The sequence below is a fragment of the Mucilaginibacter sp. genome, assembly GCF_039207105.1.
Classification (GTDB): domain Bacteria; phylum Bacteroidota; class Bacteroidia; order Sphingobacteriales; family Sphingobacteriaceae; genus Mucilaginibacter.
The window spans coordinates 1-16,705 of sequence record NZ_JBCECK010000053.1 but is presented as its reverse complement, the minus strand read 5'-3'; the positions used below and the strand labels follow the sequence as shown (position 1 = coordinate 16,705).

At 40.5% G+C, this 16,705-nt stretch carries 12 protein-coding genes and 1 tRNA gene; 10 read left to right on the top strand and 3 right to left on the bottom strand.

The genetic code is table 11. The annotated features are described in order from the left end of the window. Positions 1-6 precede the first annotated feature (6 nt). On the top strand, positions 7-615 hold the full coding sequence (locus AAGC65_RS12715; RefSeq protein WP_343112829.1) for a hypothetical protein: 609 nt from the start codon (positions 7-9) through the stop codon (positions 613-615). Positions 616-824: 209 nt separating this feature from the next. On the opposite strand, the gene AAGC65_RS12710 is transcribed toward AAGC65_RS12715, so the two are convergent. Beyond that, positions 825-898: transfer RNA gene (locus AAGC65_RS12710), tRNA-Pro, on the bottom strand. A 201-nt stretch (positions 899-1,099) separates the two neighbouring features. Here AAGC65_RS12710 and AAGC65_RS12705 point away from each other — a divergent pair. Then, positions 1,100-2,302 carry an FAD-dependent oxidoreductase gene (locus tag AAGC65_RS12705; protein WP_343112828.1) on the top strand — a complete coding sequence of 401 codons (1,203 nt, stop codon included), beginning with the start codon at positions 1,100-1,102 and terminating at the stop codon, positions 2,300-2,302. Between the two features lie 8 nt (positions 2,303-2,310). Here the strand turns inward: AAGC65_RS12705 and AAGC65_RS12700 are convergent, their stop codons facing one another. Further along, on the bottom strand, positions 2,311-2,718 hold the full coding sequence (locus AAGC65_RS12700) for a DUF4199 domain-containing protein (RefSeq protein ID WP_343112827.1): 408 nt from the start codon (positions 2,716-2,718) through the stop codon (positions 2,311-2,313). A 273-nt stretch (positions 2,719-2,991) separates the two neighbouring features. Between AAGC65_RS12700 and AAGC65_RS12695 the strand changes: the two genes are divergently transcribed. The 8 genes from AAGC65_RS12695 to AAGC65_RS12660 all read left to right on the top strand — a co-directional run bounded on the left by AAGC65_RS12695 (position 2,992) and on the right by AAGC65_RS12660 (position 15,281). Then, on the top strand, positions 2,992-3,969 hold the full coding sequence (locus tag AAGC65_RS12695) for a putative sulfate exporter family transporter (RefSeq protein ID WP_343112826.1): 978 nt from the start codon (positions 2,992-2,994) through the stop codon (positions 3,967-3,969). Between the two features lie 147 nt (positions 3,970-4,116). Further along, on the top strand, positions 4,117-5,262 hold the full coding sequence (locus AAGC65_RS12690) for a methionine aminotransferase (RefSeq protein WP_343112825.1): 1,146 nt from the start codon (positions 4,117-4,119) through the stop codon (positions 5,260-5,262). Between the two features lie 169 nt (positions 5,263-5,431). Next, positions 5,432-6,217, top strand: a complete 786-nt coding sequence (locus AAGC65_RS12685) for an amidohydrolase (RefSeq protein WP_343112824.1) — start codon at positions 5,432-5,434, stop codon at positions 6,215-6,217. A 192-nt stretch (positions 6,218-6,409) separates the two neighbouring features. After that, positions 6,410-7,684 carry a TolC family protein gene (locus tag AAGC65_RS12680; protein WP_343112823.1) on the top strand — a complete coding sequence of 425 codons (1,275 nt, stop codon included), beginning with the start codon at positions 6,410-6,412 and terminating at the stop codon, positions 7,682-7,684. A gap of 21 nt (positions 7,685-7,705) precedes the next feature. Beyond that, on the top strand, positions 7,706-8,809 hold the full coding sequence (locus tag AAGC65_RS12675) for an efflux RND transporter periplasmic adaptor subunit (RefSeq protein ID WP_343112822.1): 1,104 nt from the start codon (positions 7,706-7,708) through the stop codon (positions 8,807-8,809). A 103-nt stretch (positions 8,810-8,912) separates the two neighbouring features. Then, the gene (locus AAGC65_RS12670; RefSeq protein WP_343112821.1) at positions 8,913-12,053 is read left to right on the top strand and encodes a CusA/CzcA family heavy metal efflux RND transporter; all 3,141 of its coding nucleotides are present in this window, start codon (positions 8,913-8,915) and stop codon (positions 12,051-12,053) included. A gap of 154 nt (positions 12,054-12,207) precedes the next feature. Continuing rightward, the gene (locus tag AAGC65_RS12665; RefSeq protein WP_343112820.1) at positions 12,208-14,823 is read left to right on the top strand and encodes a GH92 family glycosyl hydrolase; all 2,616 of its coding nucleotides are present in this window, start codon (positions 12,208-12,210) and stop codon (positions 14,821-14,823) included. A 92-nt stretch (positions 14,824-14,915) separates the two neighbouring features. Then, complete coding sequence (locus tag AAGC65_RS12660) at positions 14,916-15,281, top strand: DUF4870 domain-containing protein (protein ID WP_343112819.1); 366 nt, start codon at positions 14,916-14,918, stop codon at positions 15,279-15,281. Between the two features lie 58 nt (positions 15,282-15,339). Here the strand turns inward: AAGC65_RS12660 and AAGC65_RS12655 are convergent, their stop codons facing one another. Beyond that, entirely contained in the window at positions 15,340-16,221 is an 882-nt protein-coding gene (locus tag AAGC65_RS12655; RefSeq protein WP_343112818.1) for a polyphosphate kinase 2 family protein, read from the bottom strand. Positions 16,222-16,705 lie beyond the last annotated feature (484 nt).

Genomic DNA, 16,705 nt, shown 5'->3' with positions numbered 1-16,705 from the left:
TCTAAAATGAATCGTTCACTTACCATACCAGCATCCCTTATATCTTCTCTACAAGCCTCATACTTTGAAGAGTTCGACAATGAACCTGGTACATATGACCTTTTAATAACGATAGAAAGTACTGAAATCAGTGTTCGCGAATTAGGGGCATTTATGTTCATAATTGATCGTTTTTATGGGCGCATAGCTTCAGAGAATTTTAACAGCTATGCATTGTCGCAGAAAAAACATTTAAGTTTTTCTACGATAACTTCTGGTTCTGTTATAACAACGGTTGGAGATATCCTTAAACTATTGACGCCAGAACAAACGATTTTATTCGTATTACTTGTGCAATTTTTACCGGCCGCTATCAAAGGCGGCAGTGAGGCTTTATTAAAAGTTGCAGAAGCATATAGTGAATATGAAAAAGGTCGGTTAACCAGGTATATTCGCAAATCGTTGAAAAGCGATTTAGCCGAAGATGAAATATTAGGTCAACTGGATGAAAAAAGTAGAAGTAAACTCGCTGAATTATTAGAAAAACGTTATTCCGCCGAGAAAAAATATTTGGCAGCAGCATCAAAATTTGCTCGTAAAAAATTAAAGAGTGTAAAATTGAAGAAAAGGAAATGACCTTTGTTGGAAACGAAAAGCCTAAATAATACTTTCTTTAATTAAATGCACCTCAAATGTTTAAATTTCAGACTGAAGGTTAGACAGATATTCGATTAAGTCAACTTAATAGTATTAGAATCCACAAGTTACTGAAGGAGAGTGGTTTAAAATTTAATATAAAATAACAAAGCCTGTAAATCATTGATCTACAGGCTTTACAGGTATCGTCGGGATGGCAGGATTCGAACCTGCGGCCTCCACATCCCAAATGTGGCGCGATACCGGGCTACGCTACATCCCGTTCCCGATTGGGTTTGCAAAAGTAGGATTTTAAATTAAGTTTCAAAATTTTTTTTAAAAGAAGTTTAAACTTAAATTCTAACCCATTCATTAGCATTGGATTTACTTTTTTCAGCCTATTGAATTCTGGTTTTAAGTGTAATTATAAAGGCAAAAACTTTACATGCCGTTGCATTGTTTATCATTTAAACCCCAACAGCACGTGAACCTTTACGAGCAACAGCCTTACTGGCTCATGAAAAATGGTATCGTGAGCTCCTATCCCTCCCTGCAACATGATTTGCAGGTAGATGTAGCCATTATGGGTGCTGGGATCAGCGCGGCTTTAACCGCCTGGCATTTACGTAATTCGGGCTTAAAAGTAGCGGTGTTTGATAAAAGACACGCTGCTATGGGTAGCACCGCGGCAAGCACTGCCTTTTTACAGTACGAAATAGATACCCCCTTAAGTGTGTTAAAAAACTTTGTTGGCGAAAAAGATGCCGTGAAAAGCTATGAACTTTGCCGCCAGGCCATATATGATATTGCCGACCTCTGTAAATCGCTTAAGCCCTCGTTTGATTTTCATCTGCGACCAAGCTTACAACATGCAAGCTTTAAAACACATACAGCCTGTTTGATGGAAGAATTTAAACTCAGAAAAAAGCATGGCTTTAATGTTGAATGGCTCGAAAGTAAAGATGTAAAGAAAATATTTGGATTTGAGGCACCAGGAGGCCTGTTTTCCGCGGATGGCGGTGAGGTAGATGCTTATATGCTTACACACGCTTTATTCCGTGATTTTCAGAACGCCGGGCACAAGGTTTATAACAATACCCCAATACATCATATTGAACATACCAAACAGCGGGTTTTGCTGCTTACCAGTAACAACTTAACTATAAAGGCCAAAAAACTGATCATTGCCTGCGGGTACGAAAGCTTGCAATACATCCCTAAAAAAATCGCGGATATAAATTCAACCTATGCAATGGTTTCCGAGCCTATTGATGATAAGTTTTTTTGGCACAAAAACAGCCTGATTTGGGAAACAGCTGTCCCTTACCTCTACTTCAGGGTGGTTAGCGAAAACCGGATACTTATCGGTGGCCGCGACGACCCGTTTCACCATCCTCATATTTTGCCATCGGTAATAAACAGAAAAACTGAGATGTTAAAAAAGGCCTTTTTGAAAAAAATGTCGCATATTCCATTAGTCCCAGATTTTAGCTGGGCAGGTGCGTTTGCCTCAACAAAAGACGGCTTACCTTACATCGGCTCAATTGCCGAAAGGCCTAACACCTTTTTCGCGCTGGGCTTTGGTGGTAATGGAATAACCTTCAGTGTTATCGCCGCTCAAATTATACATGATCTAATACTGGGTAAAAGGAATACCAACGCCACTATATTCCGATTCAACAGGTAATTTATTATTTAACTGAGTTTACTGCTTCTGTTCATGAGCGCTACAGATACACCTACGCAAATCATTATGCCGATGAGCAAACCGCCAAATAAACGGCCCGAAAAATCAAGAAAGTTATTTCCCTGGTCAACATAATTTAAATAAATGAGCCCGGCCAGACAAGCAAAAACGCCGCCTATGATCAATATTTTGAAACTTTGAAACAGCGCATCAAAAAAGCTCAGGTTATTCCGCATTTCATTTTCCTTATAGCTTTTTACACCAAGATAAACGCCTGTCAACGGTATTAAAACAGACAAATATTCAACCGGAGCAACGTGGTTACCCGAATTACTATATCCAAAATTATGCATTACAAACAGCCAGGTTCCGCTAAAAATACCGATCACTAAACCTGTTACAAACGCGTTCTTCATATCCTCAGCATTGTTATTGCCTTGTACTAAATTTACATATTAAATAAGGTAAAAGCAAGATTAGTTATTTGCATATCAGTAATATTTTACAGGAAAAATCTCAGGACATCCATAACCAATAGAAATTACAATATTTAATTGAAATAGCTAAAGCAAAGCAAAATACAGTTAAATAAAAAATATACTATAACTTTTAGTTATCAAACATTGTTATTTGTGATGAAAATCCTCTATCAATTCCCCTCACCTTTGCGATGTATTAATTAACATCATATGCAAACTTCAAATCAAATCAGCAGTAATACCGGTACATTATTGCTCCACGTAAACTCAAACATCCGCATAGTTATATTTTTTGTATGCACTGTATTATGCTTAACTCCCTTTGTAAGCCCCGCCATAGCTTTATTAATGGGTTTGGTGATCGCTCAGTTTACCGGGCATCCTTACTTGCATTTAAATCATAAGGCCACCCACATTTTATTGCAGGTATCAGTAGTAGGATTAGGCTTTGGCATGAATGTTCACAGCGCTTTGCAAGCAGGCAAAGAAGGTATATTATTTACGGTAGCATCCATTACCGGAACACTTGTTTTTGGTTACCTGATGGGTAAATGGTTCCGTATAGAAAAGAAAACCTCCTTCCTGATCTCATCCGGAACAGCCATTTGCGGTGGCAGTGCTATAGCTGCCATATCTCCGGTAATTAAGGCCGAAAAAAAACAAATATCAGTTGCACTGGGCTGCGTTTTTATTCTTAATTCTATTGCGCTGTTTATATTTCCTTTAATCGGGCATTATTTAAACCTTTCACAAACGCAATTTGGCTTATGGTGTGCTATCGCTATTCATGATACCAGCTCTGTAGTAGGTGCAGCCAGCAAATATGGACCGCATGCCCTGGAAGTGGCCACAACTGTAAAACTTGCCCGGGCTTTATGGATCATCCCGGTAGCGTTTTTATCATCCTTTATTTTTAAAAACAATTCAAAACATATCAGCATTCCTTACTTTATTGGCATATTTATTCTTGCCATGATTGCCAATACTTATATCCCGGCTATATCAACGATTAGCCCATACGTAGTTAAAACTGCTAAAGCTGGCTTAACGCTCACTTTATTCCTCATCGGAGCCGGCTTATCACGTGCGGTACTTTCATCCGTAGGGTTCAAACCTTTGTTACAAGGAGTACTGTTATGGATAGGTATATCTGCAACTGCATTATATGCAGTGATACATCTGGCTTAAAACAAACACATCAAATCATATAATTGATTACCAATTAATTATATGATTTAATGTAAATTTCCATATAAGATCACATGCTTTCGGTAAAGAAAAAGCGTAGTTTTACGCACGTTGGTTTATGCTTTTTTATTTAATTTTAGCCCCTGCATGATACCTGTTGTTTCAAAACTACCCCAAACTGGCACAACCATATTCACCACTATGTCGGCTCTGGCCAATGAAGTTGGTGCAATAAATCTTTCGCAGGGTTTTCCAGATTATGATTGCTCTCCGGAGCTTATAGAACTGGTTAATAAAGCCATGAAAGATGGCCATAACCAATACGCTCCTATGGCCGGTGTATTGGGTTTACGCGAAAAAATTGCCGAGAAAACAGAAAAGTTATACGGCGCCGTTTATAATCCCGATACCGAGATTACCATAACAGCCGGTGGCACACAAGCTATATTTACGGCAATAAGCGCTGTTATTCATCCAAATGATGAGGTAATTATATTTGAGCCCGCTTTTGATTGTTATGCCCCTGCCATTAAACTAATGGGTGGCGTGGTGAAATCACTGGCACTTGAACCTCCTAACTATCGTATTGCATGGGATATGGTGAAAAGGCTGATCAATCATAAAACAAAGATGATCATCCTCAATTCTCCTCATAACCCTACATCAACTATACTGCATAAGGAAGATATCGATGAATTAAGCGCCTTAGTAAAAAACCAGGACATATTGATCCTGAGCGACGAAGTGTACGAGCACCTGATATTTGATGGTGAAACGCATCACAGTGTAGCCCGCTATCCGGAGTTACAGATGCGCAGCTTTATCGTGGCATCATTCGGTAAACCTTTTCATGCTACCGGCTGGAAGGTGGGATATTGTATGGCTCCGGAATATCTGATGAACGAATTCAGGAAAATACACCAGTTTTTAGTATTTTCGGTAAATACCCCAATACAATACGCTATTGCGGAATATTTAAAAAATGAAGACAGCTATTTAGGCCTGCCCAACTTTTTTCAGCAAAAAAGAGACTATTTCCGCAAGGGCCTTGAACAAACACGGTTTGAATTGTTACCATGTTACGGATCATACTTTCAATCAGTTCGTTACAGCAAGATAACAGACGAAACGGATGCCGAATTTGCTATACGCCTGGCTAAAGAATATGGGGTGGCATCAATACCTGTTTCGGCTTTTTATACCAAGGGCATTGATCATCATGTATTGCGATTTTGTTTTGCCAAAAGGCAAGAAACCTTGGATAAAGCCGTTGATAGGTTAATGAAAGTTTAAATTTGGCTTTGGATTCATGGTCGGTGACCCCATAGCCAATAACTGATTTTTTGATTTGCAGCCTTATTTAAGGCATGTAAAAAATATAATTACACCTATGGACATCTGTTCATAAACTTAAATAAATCGGCAGCCTATCGACCATAGTCTGCCGACTAAGATAACGCTTATGGATAATCTGAAAATTACTATTTTTCAAGGCTACCTTTTTTGGGAAAATACCGATAAAAACTTACAAAATATCTCGTTGAGGCTATCTGGCGGTATACGCGAAAAAACAGACCTCATTATTCTGCCCGAAATGTTTAGCACCGGTTTTACTATGGATGCCGAAAAACTGGCAGAACCAATGGAAGGTAAAACCATGAAATGGATGCTGCAAACCGCCAGGCAGTATGATTGCGTAGTAACCGGAAGTATCATTATCAACGAAAACAACAAATTCTATAATCGCCTTATATGGATGCGTCCTGATGGTACTTATAACCATTATGATAAACGCCATTTGTTTGCACTGGGTAAAGAACATAACACCTATACAGCCGGTACTAAAAAACTTTTTGTTGAGCTTAACGGCTGGGTAATATGTCCGGTAATATGTTACGACCTACGTTTCCCGGTATGGTTGCGTAATGTTGGCGAAAACGCTTATGATCTGCTTATTGTAGTAGCCAACTGGCCCGAGCGCAGGGCGCTCCACTGGCGCACATTACTACCTGCGCGCGCCGTTGAAAATCAGGCCTATGTGATTGGTGTGAACCGTGTGGGACATGATGGAAACGAGGTATACCATTCCGGCGATTCTACCTGCATTGACCCTAACGGCAACGTTGTTTATTACAAACGCGATGAGGATGATGTATACACTTTCTCTATCATAGCCGATGAGGTTAAAAAAGCCCGCAGAGCTCTGCCTTTTTTAAAGGATGCAGACAATTTTGATATAGAGATTTAACAGTTGCCGCAAGGCAAATTCCCTCTTTTATTGGTTATGTTTAATTGCTTTAACTCAAAGGCAAAATTCGTTATTTTATGAAAATCCGAATTTATAGCCTGAGTTTTTAAATTGTATATAGCATTAACGCCATCTTCATAGAAAATTCATACCTATTATGAATTTTTGTATTGTCGAATTGAAAAGAGGACCATGTACAATATAAAAAACCTGCTATTTTTATCTGTCGTATTTTTTAGTTTTAATGCTAACCAGGCTAACGCTCAAACAGATACGCTCAAACTTAACTTTCAGGACGCCGAGAAACAGTTTCTTGATAATAATTTAAGTCTTTTAGCCCAAAAGTATAACGTAGAAGCTTCAAAAGCGCTTATACAACAAGCCAAACTTTGGGACAATCCCGTACTGAGTACTGATCAAAATATCCACACCGGGGCAAACAATAAATTTTTCGATCACAGCAAAGGCAACGGACAAGTATTTGTTCAGTTAAACCAGGTATTTACTACCGCCGGAAAACGCGGCAAACAGGTACAGATAGCTAAAGACGATGCTATGGTTCAGGAAGCCGCGTTTAACGACCTGATGCGCAACCTGAAATACAACCTGCAGCTTGACTTTAGTCAGCTGGCTACTTTGAACGCGCAGGAGCAGGTTTACCGCAACGAGATCCAATCGGCTACCAACCTGGTGCAGGCTATCCAAAAATCATTTGATGCCGGTAACACTTCCATGAAAGACCTGATCAGGCTTAAAGCGTTGCTTTTTGGCTTACAGAATGATATGGTTGAGAACAGCCGCCAGATCAATGATCTGCAAACCGAGTTAAAAACGTTGCTGCAAACTAAAGAAACTACTTTTGTATACCCTTTGGTTAATGATAAACCTACAGAAGCAGTATCTTTAGATATCGCTTCCCTGATTGAACAAGCAAAAACTAACCGCCCCGACTATCTTTCAAATCAGTATCAGCTTAATTCGGCAACCCATAATTTGGCTTATCAGAGAGCCTTGGCTGTACCGGATGTAACCATTGGTGCATCGTACGATAAAAACAGTAACTATGCCCCTAACTATTACGGTTTAGAGATCAGTTTACCCCTACCCTTTTTTAACCGCAACCAGGGCAATATCAAATCGGCTAAATACAATATGCAAAGCCAGGAAAGCACTTTAAAGCAAGGAGAGTTCCAGCTTAAAAATGATGTGGTATCAGCTGTAAACCAATATAAATTAAACCAGCAGCTATTCTCGACCCAGCAAATTGAGTTCAACGAGCAATATGACAAGCTGTTTAACAGTATGCTTAAAAGTTTTCAGCAAAGACAGATAAGCCTTGTTGAATTTGTTGACTTTTTTGATACCTATAAAGATACCAAGCTGAAGATATTGCAACAGCAATATAACCTTCAAAAATCTATTGCCGATCTGAATTTTGCTACCGGCACAACCGTAATTAAATCTTAAAAATTTATATAAAATAATATAATGATGAAAAGAGAAACGCTGTTATCCGGCATCTCCGCTTTACTATTGCTTGCCGCCTGCAAAGGCAAGCCTCAACCCGTAGCAGAAAACCAACCGGTTACCGTAAGCGACTCAATGGCGCGTATGATAACCATTGATACGGCCAAAACCACCACCATGAAAGATGAGCTAAGCTTATCGGGAGAGGTATCTTATGACGATAATAACGTGATCAAGGTATTCCCATTTGCCGGTGGCCAGATACTGGAAGTTAAGGTTTCTTTGGGCGATAAAGTTACCAAAGGCCAAACGCTTGCCGTTATGCGCAGTGCGGATGTAGCCGGTAATTACACCGACTTAACCGCTACCAAATCAGACCTGGCTATAGCTAAACGTCAGCTTGAACAAGCCGAATATTTGTATAAAAACGGCATTTCAAGCGAGCGCGACTATACCGAGGCTAAAGAAAACTATAATAAAGCTGCTGCTGCAAATACCAAGGTTCAGCAGCAAATTGCTATTAATGGCGGTGGTAACACAACTCCCGGTGGTACCCTGGTTATTAAAGCTCCTGAGAGCGGTTACATCGTTGAAAAAAACATTACCGCGGGCAGCTTTATCCGCCCAGATAACAGCACCAATATGTTCACTATATCCAACATGAAAGATGTTTGGATCTGGGCTAACGTATTTGAGTCTGACATCAGTAAAGTTAAGGCTGGCTATACCGCAAAGGTTACCACAGTAGCTTACCCGGGCAAAGTATTTACCGGTAAGGTTGATGCTATTAGCTCGGTACTTGATCCGGACAATAAGGTAATGAAGATCAAGATCGTGTTGCCTAACACTGATATGATGTTAAAACCGGAGATGTTTACCAACGTGATCATTACTAATAGTGATAAAGCAGAATCGGTTGCTGTACCTGCTAAAGCGGTAATTTTTGATAACAGCAAATACTTTGTTGTTATGTACAACAGTAAAACCGACTTAAAAGTACGCGAGGTGAGCGTTATTAAAACCGTTGATGATATCAGCTACCTGTCATCAGGCTTAACCGCGGGTGATAAACTGATCTCCAAAAATCAGCTATTGTTTTATGATGCTTTAGTGGGCGATAAATAGTTATAGGTAGTGAGTTGTGAGTAATGAGTTTTACAAAACCTCCTTTGCTCATAGTAAACTTTCACTCAAAACTTAAAACCCAACACTCAATACTAAAAATACGATGAATAAATTCATTAAAAATATAATCTACTTTTCGCTAAGGCACCGTTACTTTGTGTTTTTCATGACACTGGTATTGGTTGTACTTGGTATATGGAGTTATACCAATACCCCCATTGAAACATTTCCTGACGTAACCAATACGCAGATTATCATCATTGCGCAATGGCCGGGACGCAGCGCCGAGGAGGTTGAAAAAATGATCACCATACCGATGGAGACCGTTTTAAACTCGGTGCAAAAAAAGGCTAACCTGCGTACTACCTCATCATTTGGCTTGTCATACGTGCGCATCATTTTTGATGATGACGTGGATGACGCCTTTGCCCGACAGCAGGTTTTAAGCCGCCTCGGCAACGCCGATCTGCCCGATGGTGTAAAACCCGAAGTTGAACCCCCATATGGCCCGACAGGTGAAATTTATCGTTACACGCTAAAAAGCCGCACCAAGAGCATCCATGATTTAACTGCTATTCAGGATTGGATACTGGATCGTCAGTTTAAATCTGTACCCGGAGTTGCCGACGTAAACAGTTTTGGTGGTGAGGAAAAAACTTATGAGGTGAGCGTTAACCCTGCATTGCTTCAAAAATACGCCCTGACCTCACTTGATGTTTACAATGCCATTAACCGCAGCAACATTAACGTAGGTGGTGATATTATTGAAAAAAACGACCAGGCTTACATTGTACGCGGTATCGGTTTGATCAACAATATTGAAGAGATACAAAACATCATTGTTAAAAATGTTAACAACGTTCCTATTTTAGCTAAAGATGTAGCCGAAATTAAGGAAAGCGGCCTGCCCCGTTTAGGCCAGGTTGGGCGCGATAAACACAACGATGTTATTGAGGGTATTGTGGTAATGCGTAAGGGCGAAAATCCTGCCGAGGTACTAAAACGCATCCGCGATAAAGTTACCGACCTTAATGATAATGTACTGCCCAAGGATGTGAAGATCGATACTTTTTACGATCGTACCAACCTGATGGATTTTTGTACCGAAACGGTTATCCATAACCTGTGCGAGGGTATAATCCTGGTAACGGTGATCGTATTCCTGTTCATGGCCGATTGGCGCACTACGCTGATTGTAGCTATCATTATTCCACTGGCGTTACTGTTTGCCTTTATATGCTTGCGTTTAAAGGGCATGAGCGCCAACTTACTCTCGATGGGGGCGGTCGATTTCGGTATAATCATCGATGGGGCCGTGGTGATGGTGGAGGGTATATTTGTGGCCCTTGATCATCGTTCCAAAGAAGTGGGAATGCAAAAGTTCAACGGTTTAGCCAAACTGGGACTCTTCAAAAACATTGGTGCGGAGATGGGTAAAGCTATCTTCTTCTCCAAGCTTATCATCTTAACCTGTTTGGTGCCAATTTTCGCCTTCCAAAAGGTAGAAGGAAAAATGTTTTCGCCTTTAGCTTATACCTTAGGCTTCGCGTTATTAGGAGCATTGATATTTACTCTTACGCTGGTACCTGCCCTATCAAGTATATTACTGAGCAAAAACGTTAAAGAAAAACACAATCCGGTTGTACTGTTTTTTGAAAACGGCATCCGCCGCATGTTCACTTATACTTACCGCAACCAAAAGCTGAGCTTAATTGTGGCTGTATCTTTTATGGCGGTAACTTTCTTCTCGGCTAAGTTTTTGGGCAGCGAGTTTTTACCGCAGCTCAACGAGGGCGCTTTATGGGTAACCGCGCAATTGCCAATGAGTACATCGTTGGAAAGTTCGGTTAACGTTACCAACAAAATGCGCGATGTACTGGCCACTTTCCCGGAGGTAAAACAAACACTGTCACAGGTTGGCCGTACCAATGATGGTACCGACCCTAAAGGTTTCTTCAACGTACAGATCCAGGTTGATTTAAGACCTCAGAAAGAATGGAAAAGCGGCCTTACCGAAGAGCAGCTGATCGCTAACATCGATAAAAAGCTGAGCCAGTTCCCGGGTATTATCTTTAACTATTCGCAACCTATTATTGATAACGTGGCCGAAGCTGTTGCCGGTGTACCAGCATCAATGGCTGTTAAAATATTCGGCCCTGACTTCACTGTACTTGATCATAAAGCCGATGCGGTTATGGAAGTACTTAAACACGTTCAGGGAGTTGAAGATTTAGGTGTGCTGCGTAACCTGGGACAACCAGAGTTTAGGATAGAACTTGATCAGCGCAAGATGGCCCTATATGGTGTATCAACAGCCGATGCCAATTCCGTAATTGAAATGGCTATTGGTGGTAAAGCAGCCACTACGCTGTATGAAGGTGAGCGCAAGTTTGATATCCGTATACGTTACCAAAAACAATTCAGGGATACACAAGACAAGATCGAGAACCTGATGGTACCTACTCTGAATGGCTCAAAAATAGCTATTAAGGAGATCTCCAATATTACAACACAAACAGGTCCGGCATTTATTTACCGTGACAATAACATGCGTTATATAGCTGTTAAATTCTCGGTACGAGGCCGCGACTTGGGTAGCACCATTGCGGAGGCCCAGCAAAAAGTAAACAATGCCGTTAAGCTTGAGCAAGGCTATTCATTTACCTGGAACGGCGAATTTGAAAACCAGATCAGGGCTTCAAACACCCTGGCTCACGTGGTACCTGTTTGTTTACTGGTTATATTCCTGATATTGTTTATCACCTTTGGTAACGCAAAAGATGCTACACTGGTAATTCTGAACGTTCCTTTTGCGCTTATTGGTGGTATATTGGCATTGCACATTACCCATACCAACTTCAGTATATCTGCAGGTATTGGCTTCATAGCCTTATTTGGTGTGTGTATACAAAATGGTGTGATCCTGATATCGGTATTTAAAAAGAACCTGGAAGAGCATATGCCACTTGATAAGGCTTTATTAGATGGCGTAACTTCAAGGGTAAGGCCGGTAGTAATGACGGCCCTGATGGCCGCTATAGGCCTGATGCCGGCTGCTATTTCAACAGGTATTGGTTCCGAAACTCAAAAACCGCTTGCTATCGTGGTAATAGGCGGATTGGTTACATCAACCATACTTACTTTGCTTATACTACCTATTATATACGCGATTGTTCACCGGCTGTTTCACCGCCGTGAAAATCGCAAGCTATTGAAAAAGATGGGCATGGTAAAAAATGCCTAATATCCCTAAACAAGAAACGCCCTGGCATTACGCCGGGGCGTTTTCTTTTACAGCTTTTTTTATTGAATTAATAACTATCAATTTCTAATGGTTGTTCCTATCGCTAATTCTGATATTTAAGTTTAATTTGCATAGTATATACAGCACGTTCATTATGCCCGCTTTAAAATTTGAGTTACGTAATCTTTTAACAATTACTTTTTTATTAATTGCAGTAACCACTGCATCTGCACAAAAAACTCAAAAAGCCGAAAAGAAAAAAGAGAAAGACTATGCGCAACTGGTTGACCCTTTTATTGGTACAGGCGGGCATGGCCATACCTATCCCGGCGCGGTGCTTCCATTTGGAATGGTTCAGCTTAGCCCAGATACCCGTTTAGGTGGCTGGGATGGTTCATCGGGCTATCATTATTCAGATACGGTGGTTTACGGTTTCTCGCACACCCATTTAAGCGGCACCGGCATCCCCGATTATTGCGATGTATTGTTTATGCCTACCATCGGCGACCCTCAATTTAAAAACACGGATTACCGGTCGGTATTTAAAAAGAGAAATGAAGAAGCAACACCAGGCTATTACAAAACTTTTCTTGATAAGTATAACATCGAAGCTGAACTTACAGCTACCACAAGGGTTGGTGTACATCGGTATACTTATCCATCATCTGCCGGAAAAGCCAATATCATTATTGACCTTCAACATCGTGACGAAGTACTCGATTCCTGGATAGAGATAGTGAACGATCATGAGGTACGTGGTTTCCGCAAATCAAAATCATGGGCTACCGATCAGCAGGTATATTTTTATGCTAAATTTTCCAAACCATTTAAAACCTACGGTATAGCCAGTGATGATCAATTAATTGAGGGTAAAACCAAAGCCGAAGGCAAAAACATTAAAGCGTTCCTACAGTTTGATAACCCCGGCGAGGTGGTTTCAAAAGTGGGCATATCATCGGTAAGCGCAGAAGGCGCGCTGAAAAACCTGGACACAGAGGTTCCGGATTTTGATTTCAAAAGAGTACAAAAAGCTGCAAAAGTCACCTGGAATACCGAATTGAATAAAATACAGGTTGAAGGCGGCGCCCCTACCGTGGCCCGTGCCACCCAAACCGCTCAAACAGATCTGGTAGAAAGTGGCGGCGCTAAGGGCAGGGTACCTAAAGGCAAAAGACCTGCTGTACCAGATTATGCAAAAATAAAACAAACCATATTCTATACAGCCCTATACCACACCATGCTTGCTCCCAGCATCTACAATGATGTTGATGGCCAGTATCGCGGGCTTGATCAGCAAGTACATACGGCACAGGGGTTTAATTATTATACCGTATTTTCCCTATGGGATACCTACCGGGCCGAAAACCCATTGCTTACCCTGATAGACAGGAAACGTACCGGCGATTTTATCAAAACCTTTTTGGCCATGTACCAGCAGGGAGGCCTCTTACCCATATGGCCGCTGGCCAGTAACGAAACTTACTGCATGATCGGCAACCACTCTATCCCGGTTATTGTTGATGCATATGCTAAAGGTATCCGTGATTTTGATGCCGCTGAAGCATTTACCGCCATGAAGGCCGCCGTAAACCGTAACCAGTTTGGTTTGGATAATTACCGTAAAAATGGCGCTGTATTGGGCGACAAAGAACATCAATCAGTTTCAAAAACACTGGAGTATGCTTATGACGACTGGTGCATAGCCCAAATGGCCAAAATGTTGGATAAACAGCAGGACTATGCCGAATATATCCAACGTGCCCAATACTGGAAAAACGTATATAACAACCAAAATAGTTTTATGCAGGCCCGTGTTAATGGCGGCTGGTATACTCCTTTTGAGCCTACCGAAATAAACAAGAACTATACTGAAGGCAATGCCTGGCAGTATACTTTCCTGGTACCACAGGATGTTGAAGGGCTGATCAAGCAAATGGGAGGCAAACAAGCGTTTGAAAACAAACTGGATGAATTATTTACCACATCATCAAAATTAAGCGGTAACGCCGTACCTGATGTAGCTGGTTTAATTGGCCAATATGCGCATGGCAACGAGCCCAGCCATCACATGGCCTATCTGTTCAACTTCACCGATTCGCCGGATAAAACACAATTTTACCTTGATCGAATACTACGTGAAGAATACAGTGAAAAACCTGATGGGCTGGCTGGTAATGAGGATTGTGGCCAGATGTCTGCCTGGTATGTAATGAGTTCATTGGGCATTTATAATATAGCGCCGGGGCAGAACGAATTCTTAATAGGTATCCCCCAGTTTGATAAGGCCGTTATTTACCTGGAAAATGGCAAAAAATTCACTATCATTAATTCAGGTGCTGGCATAAGTCGTAACAATATTTACCTGCAGGGATTAAGCCTTGCAAAAAAAGCGTATAATAAACTTTACCTGAACTATTCAGATATTGCCGATGGCGGCGAATTTGAAGTATTTACCGGGCGGCTATCCAACAAACTATTTTTACAGGATCTGGAAAAACCGTTATCTCAGATCAGCGATAACGTGATTGTTGCTAACCCATATATTATAGGTCCTGCTAAAAACTTCAAACAGCCCGTAAGCATTCAAATCAAAAGCGCTGATAGCGATGCTAAAATATATTACACGCTTGATGGCTCAACACCTACCGCAAATTCTTTACTCTATAATCAACCAATAACTATTTCTGCTACTACCACGATAAAGGCCGTAGCCATAGCAAATAGTAAAAGCAGTTTTATTGACGAGGCCAGTTTTGTTAAAGAAAACTAAATGAGGTAATTAATAGTAGAGTTTGGTGTTTTGACGATAAAATTTAGTTAAATTTATGTAATTAACACTATCACTCAAATTAACCTACTCCAATGAACGAATTTGCACCAAAAGACGACGGCAAAACAGCCGGCATCATTAGTTATTTTACTATTATTGGTTGGCTTGTGGCTTATTTTGCCATGTATAAAGATAATAAAACCGCACTGTCAACATATCAGCTAAGGCAAACCCTTCTGTTTCACTTAGCGTCTATAATTATTTATTATGCAGCTGGGGCCATTTTTGCAGCAGCATTTTTTTCGGGCGGCTTTTCCTTTGGTTATACACTTTATTGGGTAATTAAAGTTGGCTTATTAATCCTTTGGATCATCGGCTTTATTGGTGCCGCTAACGGCGAAACAAAACCGATACCATTTATAGGCGAAAAAGCTCAATCTGTATTTTCTGGCATATAAATTTCACAATTTTCCAAAACTTACGAAGTTTTAAAAACTTCGTAAGTTTTTAATCGCGCTACTCTCTTTCTAACCGTTTCTTTGACTCTTCCAGTTTTCGCTTTTCTTCTTTGGGTAAGGTTGGATATTTTAATTTAAGGTCTTTCAGGGTTTCGAGTATAATAGTTGATATGGCAATCCTGGTAAACCATTTTTTGTCGGCGGGTACAACATACCAGGGGCAGTTTTTGGTGGCTGTTTCTTTGATAGCTTTTTCATAGGCATGCATATAATCGTCCCACCGTTGCCGCTCCTCAATATCAGCCGATGAAAATTTCCAGTTCTTTTTAGGATCATCTATCCTCTCCAGGAAACGTTCTTTCTGCTCCTCTTTAGATACATTTAAAAAGAATTTAATAATAACCGTACCATTTGTAGTCAGGTGGTTTTCAAACGAGCGGATGCTTTCATAACGCTTGGCCCAAAAATGATGATCAGCATCTTTAACGGTATCAATTCCCGGCAAACGTTCATTCAGTAACAATTCCGGATGTACCTTGCTGATCAATACATTTTCATAATGCGACCGGTTGTGTATACCTATGCGGCCACGTTCGGGCAGGGCTTTGTAATGACGCCATAAAAAATCGTGATCATAATCTTCAGTACTTGGTTGTTTAAAACTAAATACCTGGCATCCTTGCGGATTAATACCTGACAAGGTATGCGCTATGGCGCTATCCTTCCCTGCCGCATCCATCGCCTGAAAAATAATAAGCAGCGCATATTTATTGGCTGCGTACAACTCCGTTTGCAGGTCAAATGTTTGCTCAATTAAATCATCCAGAACCGCTTTGGCATCACTTTTTTCAAATCCATCGGCATAACCGGCATCAAAATCTTTAAGCGAAAAACCCTTGCCATCGGTTATCCGGAACTTGCTGATCATATTGCTCATCATAAAAATTTGTTTTACGCTTTGTTAACTTAAAATTTAGATGCTAAAATTGCGTTTAATAATGCTGTTTAATTTAATTGCCGATATCACTCAACCGTGTCAGATCACTTCTCGCTTAGGTTTAAAGCAATATTTATTTAAGATAATCATTATTTTGCTTTGTAAAAGAGCTTTGGAGACGAGTCTATCTTTAAATTTATTAAACTACGCATATTAATATTTGTTTGAAGCTATGATTTAGCACCATAATTTTACATCTTTACCCAATGTTCCGACGTATACGAAACCGATTTCTAAGATATTTTGCCATATTTATTTACTTTGTTATTATCTTTTTTTGTTCCATTGAACTCAACTTTCTTTGGCTTTCAGGATACTCGCCTGATATGCAGGATATTAAAAACCCAATCATGTCAGTTGGGTCTGAAGTTTACACTGCCGACGGTAAACTTATAGGTCAGTATTATAAAGAAAACCGCTCGCCGGT

Bases quoted from the DNA above. Each gene is read 5' to 3' on its own strand.
- AAGC65_RS12690 (WP_343112825.1), top strand. From the start codon at position 4,117: ATGATACCTGTTGTTTCAAAACTACCCCAAACTGGCACAACCATATTC.
- AAGC65_RS12695 (WP_343112826.1), top strand. From the start codon at position 2,992: ATGCAAACTTCAAATCAAATCAGCAGTAATACCGGTACATTATTGCTC.
- AAGC65_RS12655 (WP_343112818.1), bottom strand. From the start codon at position 16,221: ATGATGAGCAATATGATCAGCAAGTTCCGGATAACCGATGGCAAGGGT.
- AAGC65_RS12680 (WP_343112823.1), top strand. From the start codon at position 6,410: ATGTACAATATAAAAAACCTGCTATTTTTATCTGTCGTATTTTTTAGT.
- AAGC65_RS12715 (WP_343112829.1), top strand. From the start codon at position 7: ATGAATCGTTCACTTACCATACCAGCATCCCTTATATCTTCTCTACAA.
- AAGC65_RS12685 (WP_343112824.1), top strand. From the start codon at position 5,432: ATGGATAATCTGAAAATTACTATTTTTCAAGGCTACCTTTTTTGGGAA.
- AAGC65_RS12665 (WP_343112820.1), top strand. From the start codon at position 12,208: ATGCCCGCTTTAAAATTTGAGTTACGTAATCTTTTAACAATTACTTTT.
- AAGC65_RS12700 (WP_343112827.1), bottom strand. From the start codon at position 2,718: ATGAAGAACGCGTTTGTAACAGGTTTAGTGATCGGTATTTTTAGCGGA.
- AAGC65_RS12660 (WP_343112819.1), top strand. From the start codon at position 14,916: ATGAACGAATTTGCACCAAAAGACGACGGCAAAACAGCCGGCATCATT.
- AAGC65_RS12670 (WP_343112821.1), top strand. From the start codon at position 8,913: ATGAATAAATTCATTAAAAATATAATCTACTTTTCGCTAAGGCACCGT.
- AAGC65_RS12675 (WP_343112822.1), top strand. From the start codon at position 7,706: ATGATGAAAAGAGAAACGCTGTTATCCGGCATCTCCGCTTTACTATTG.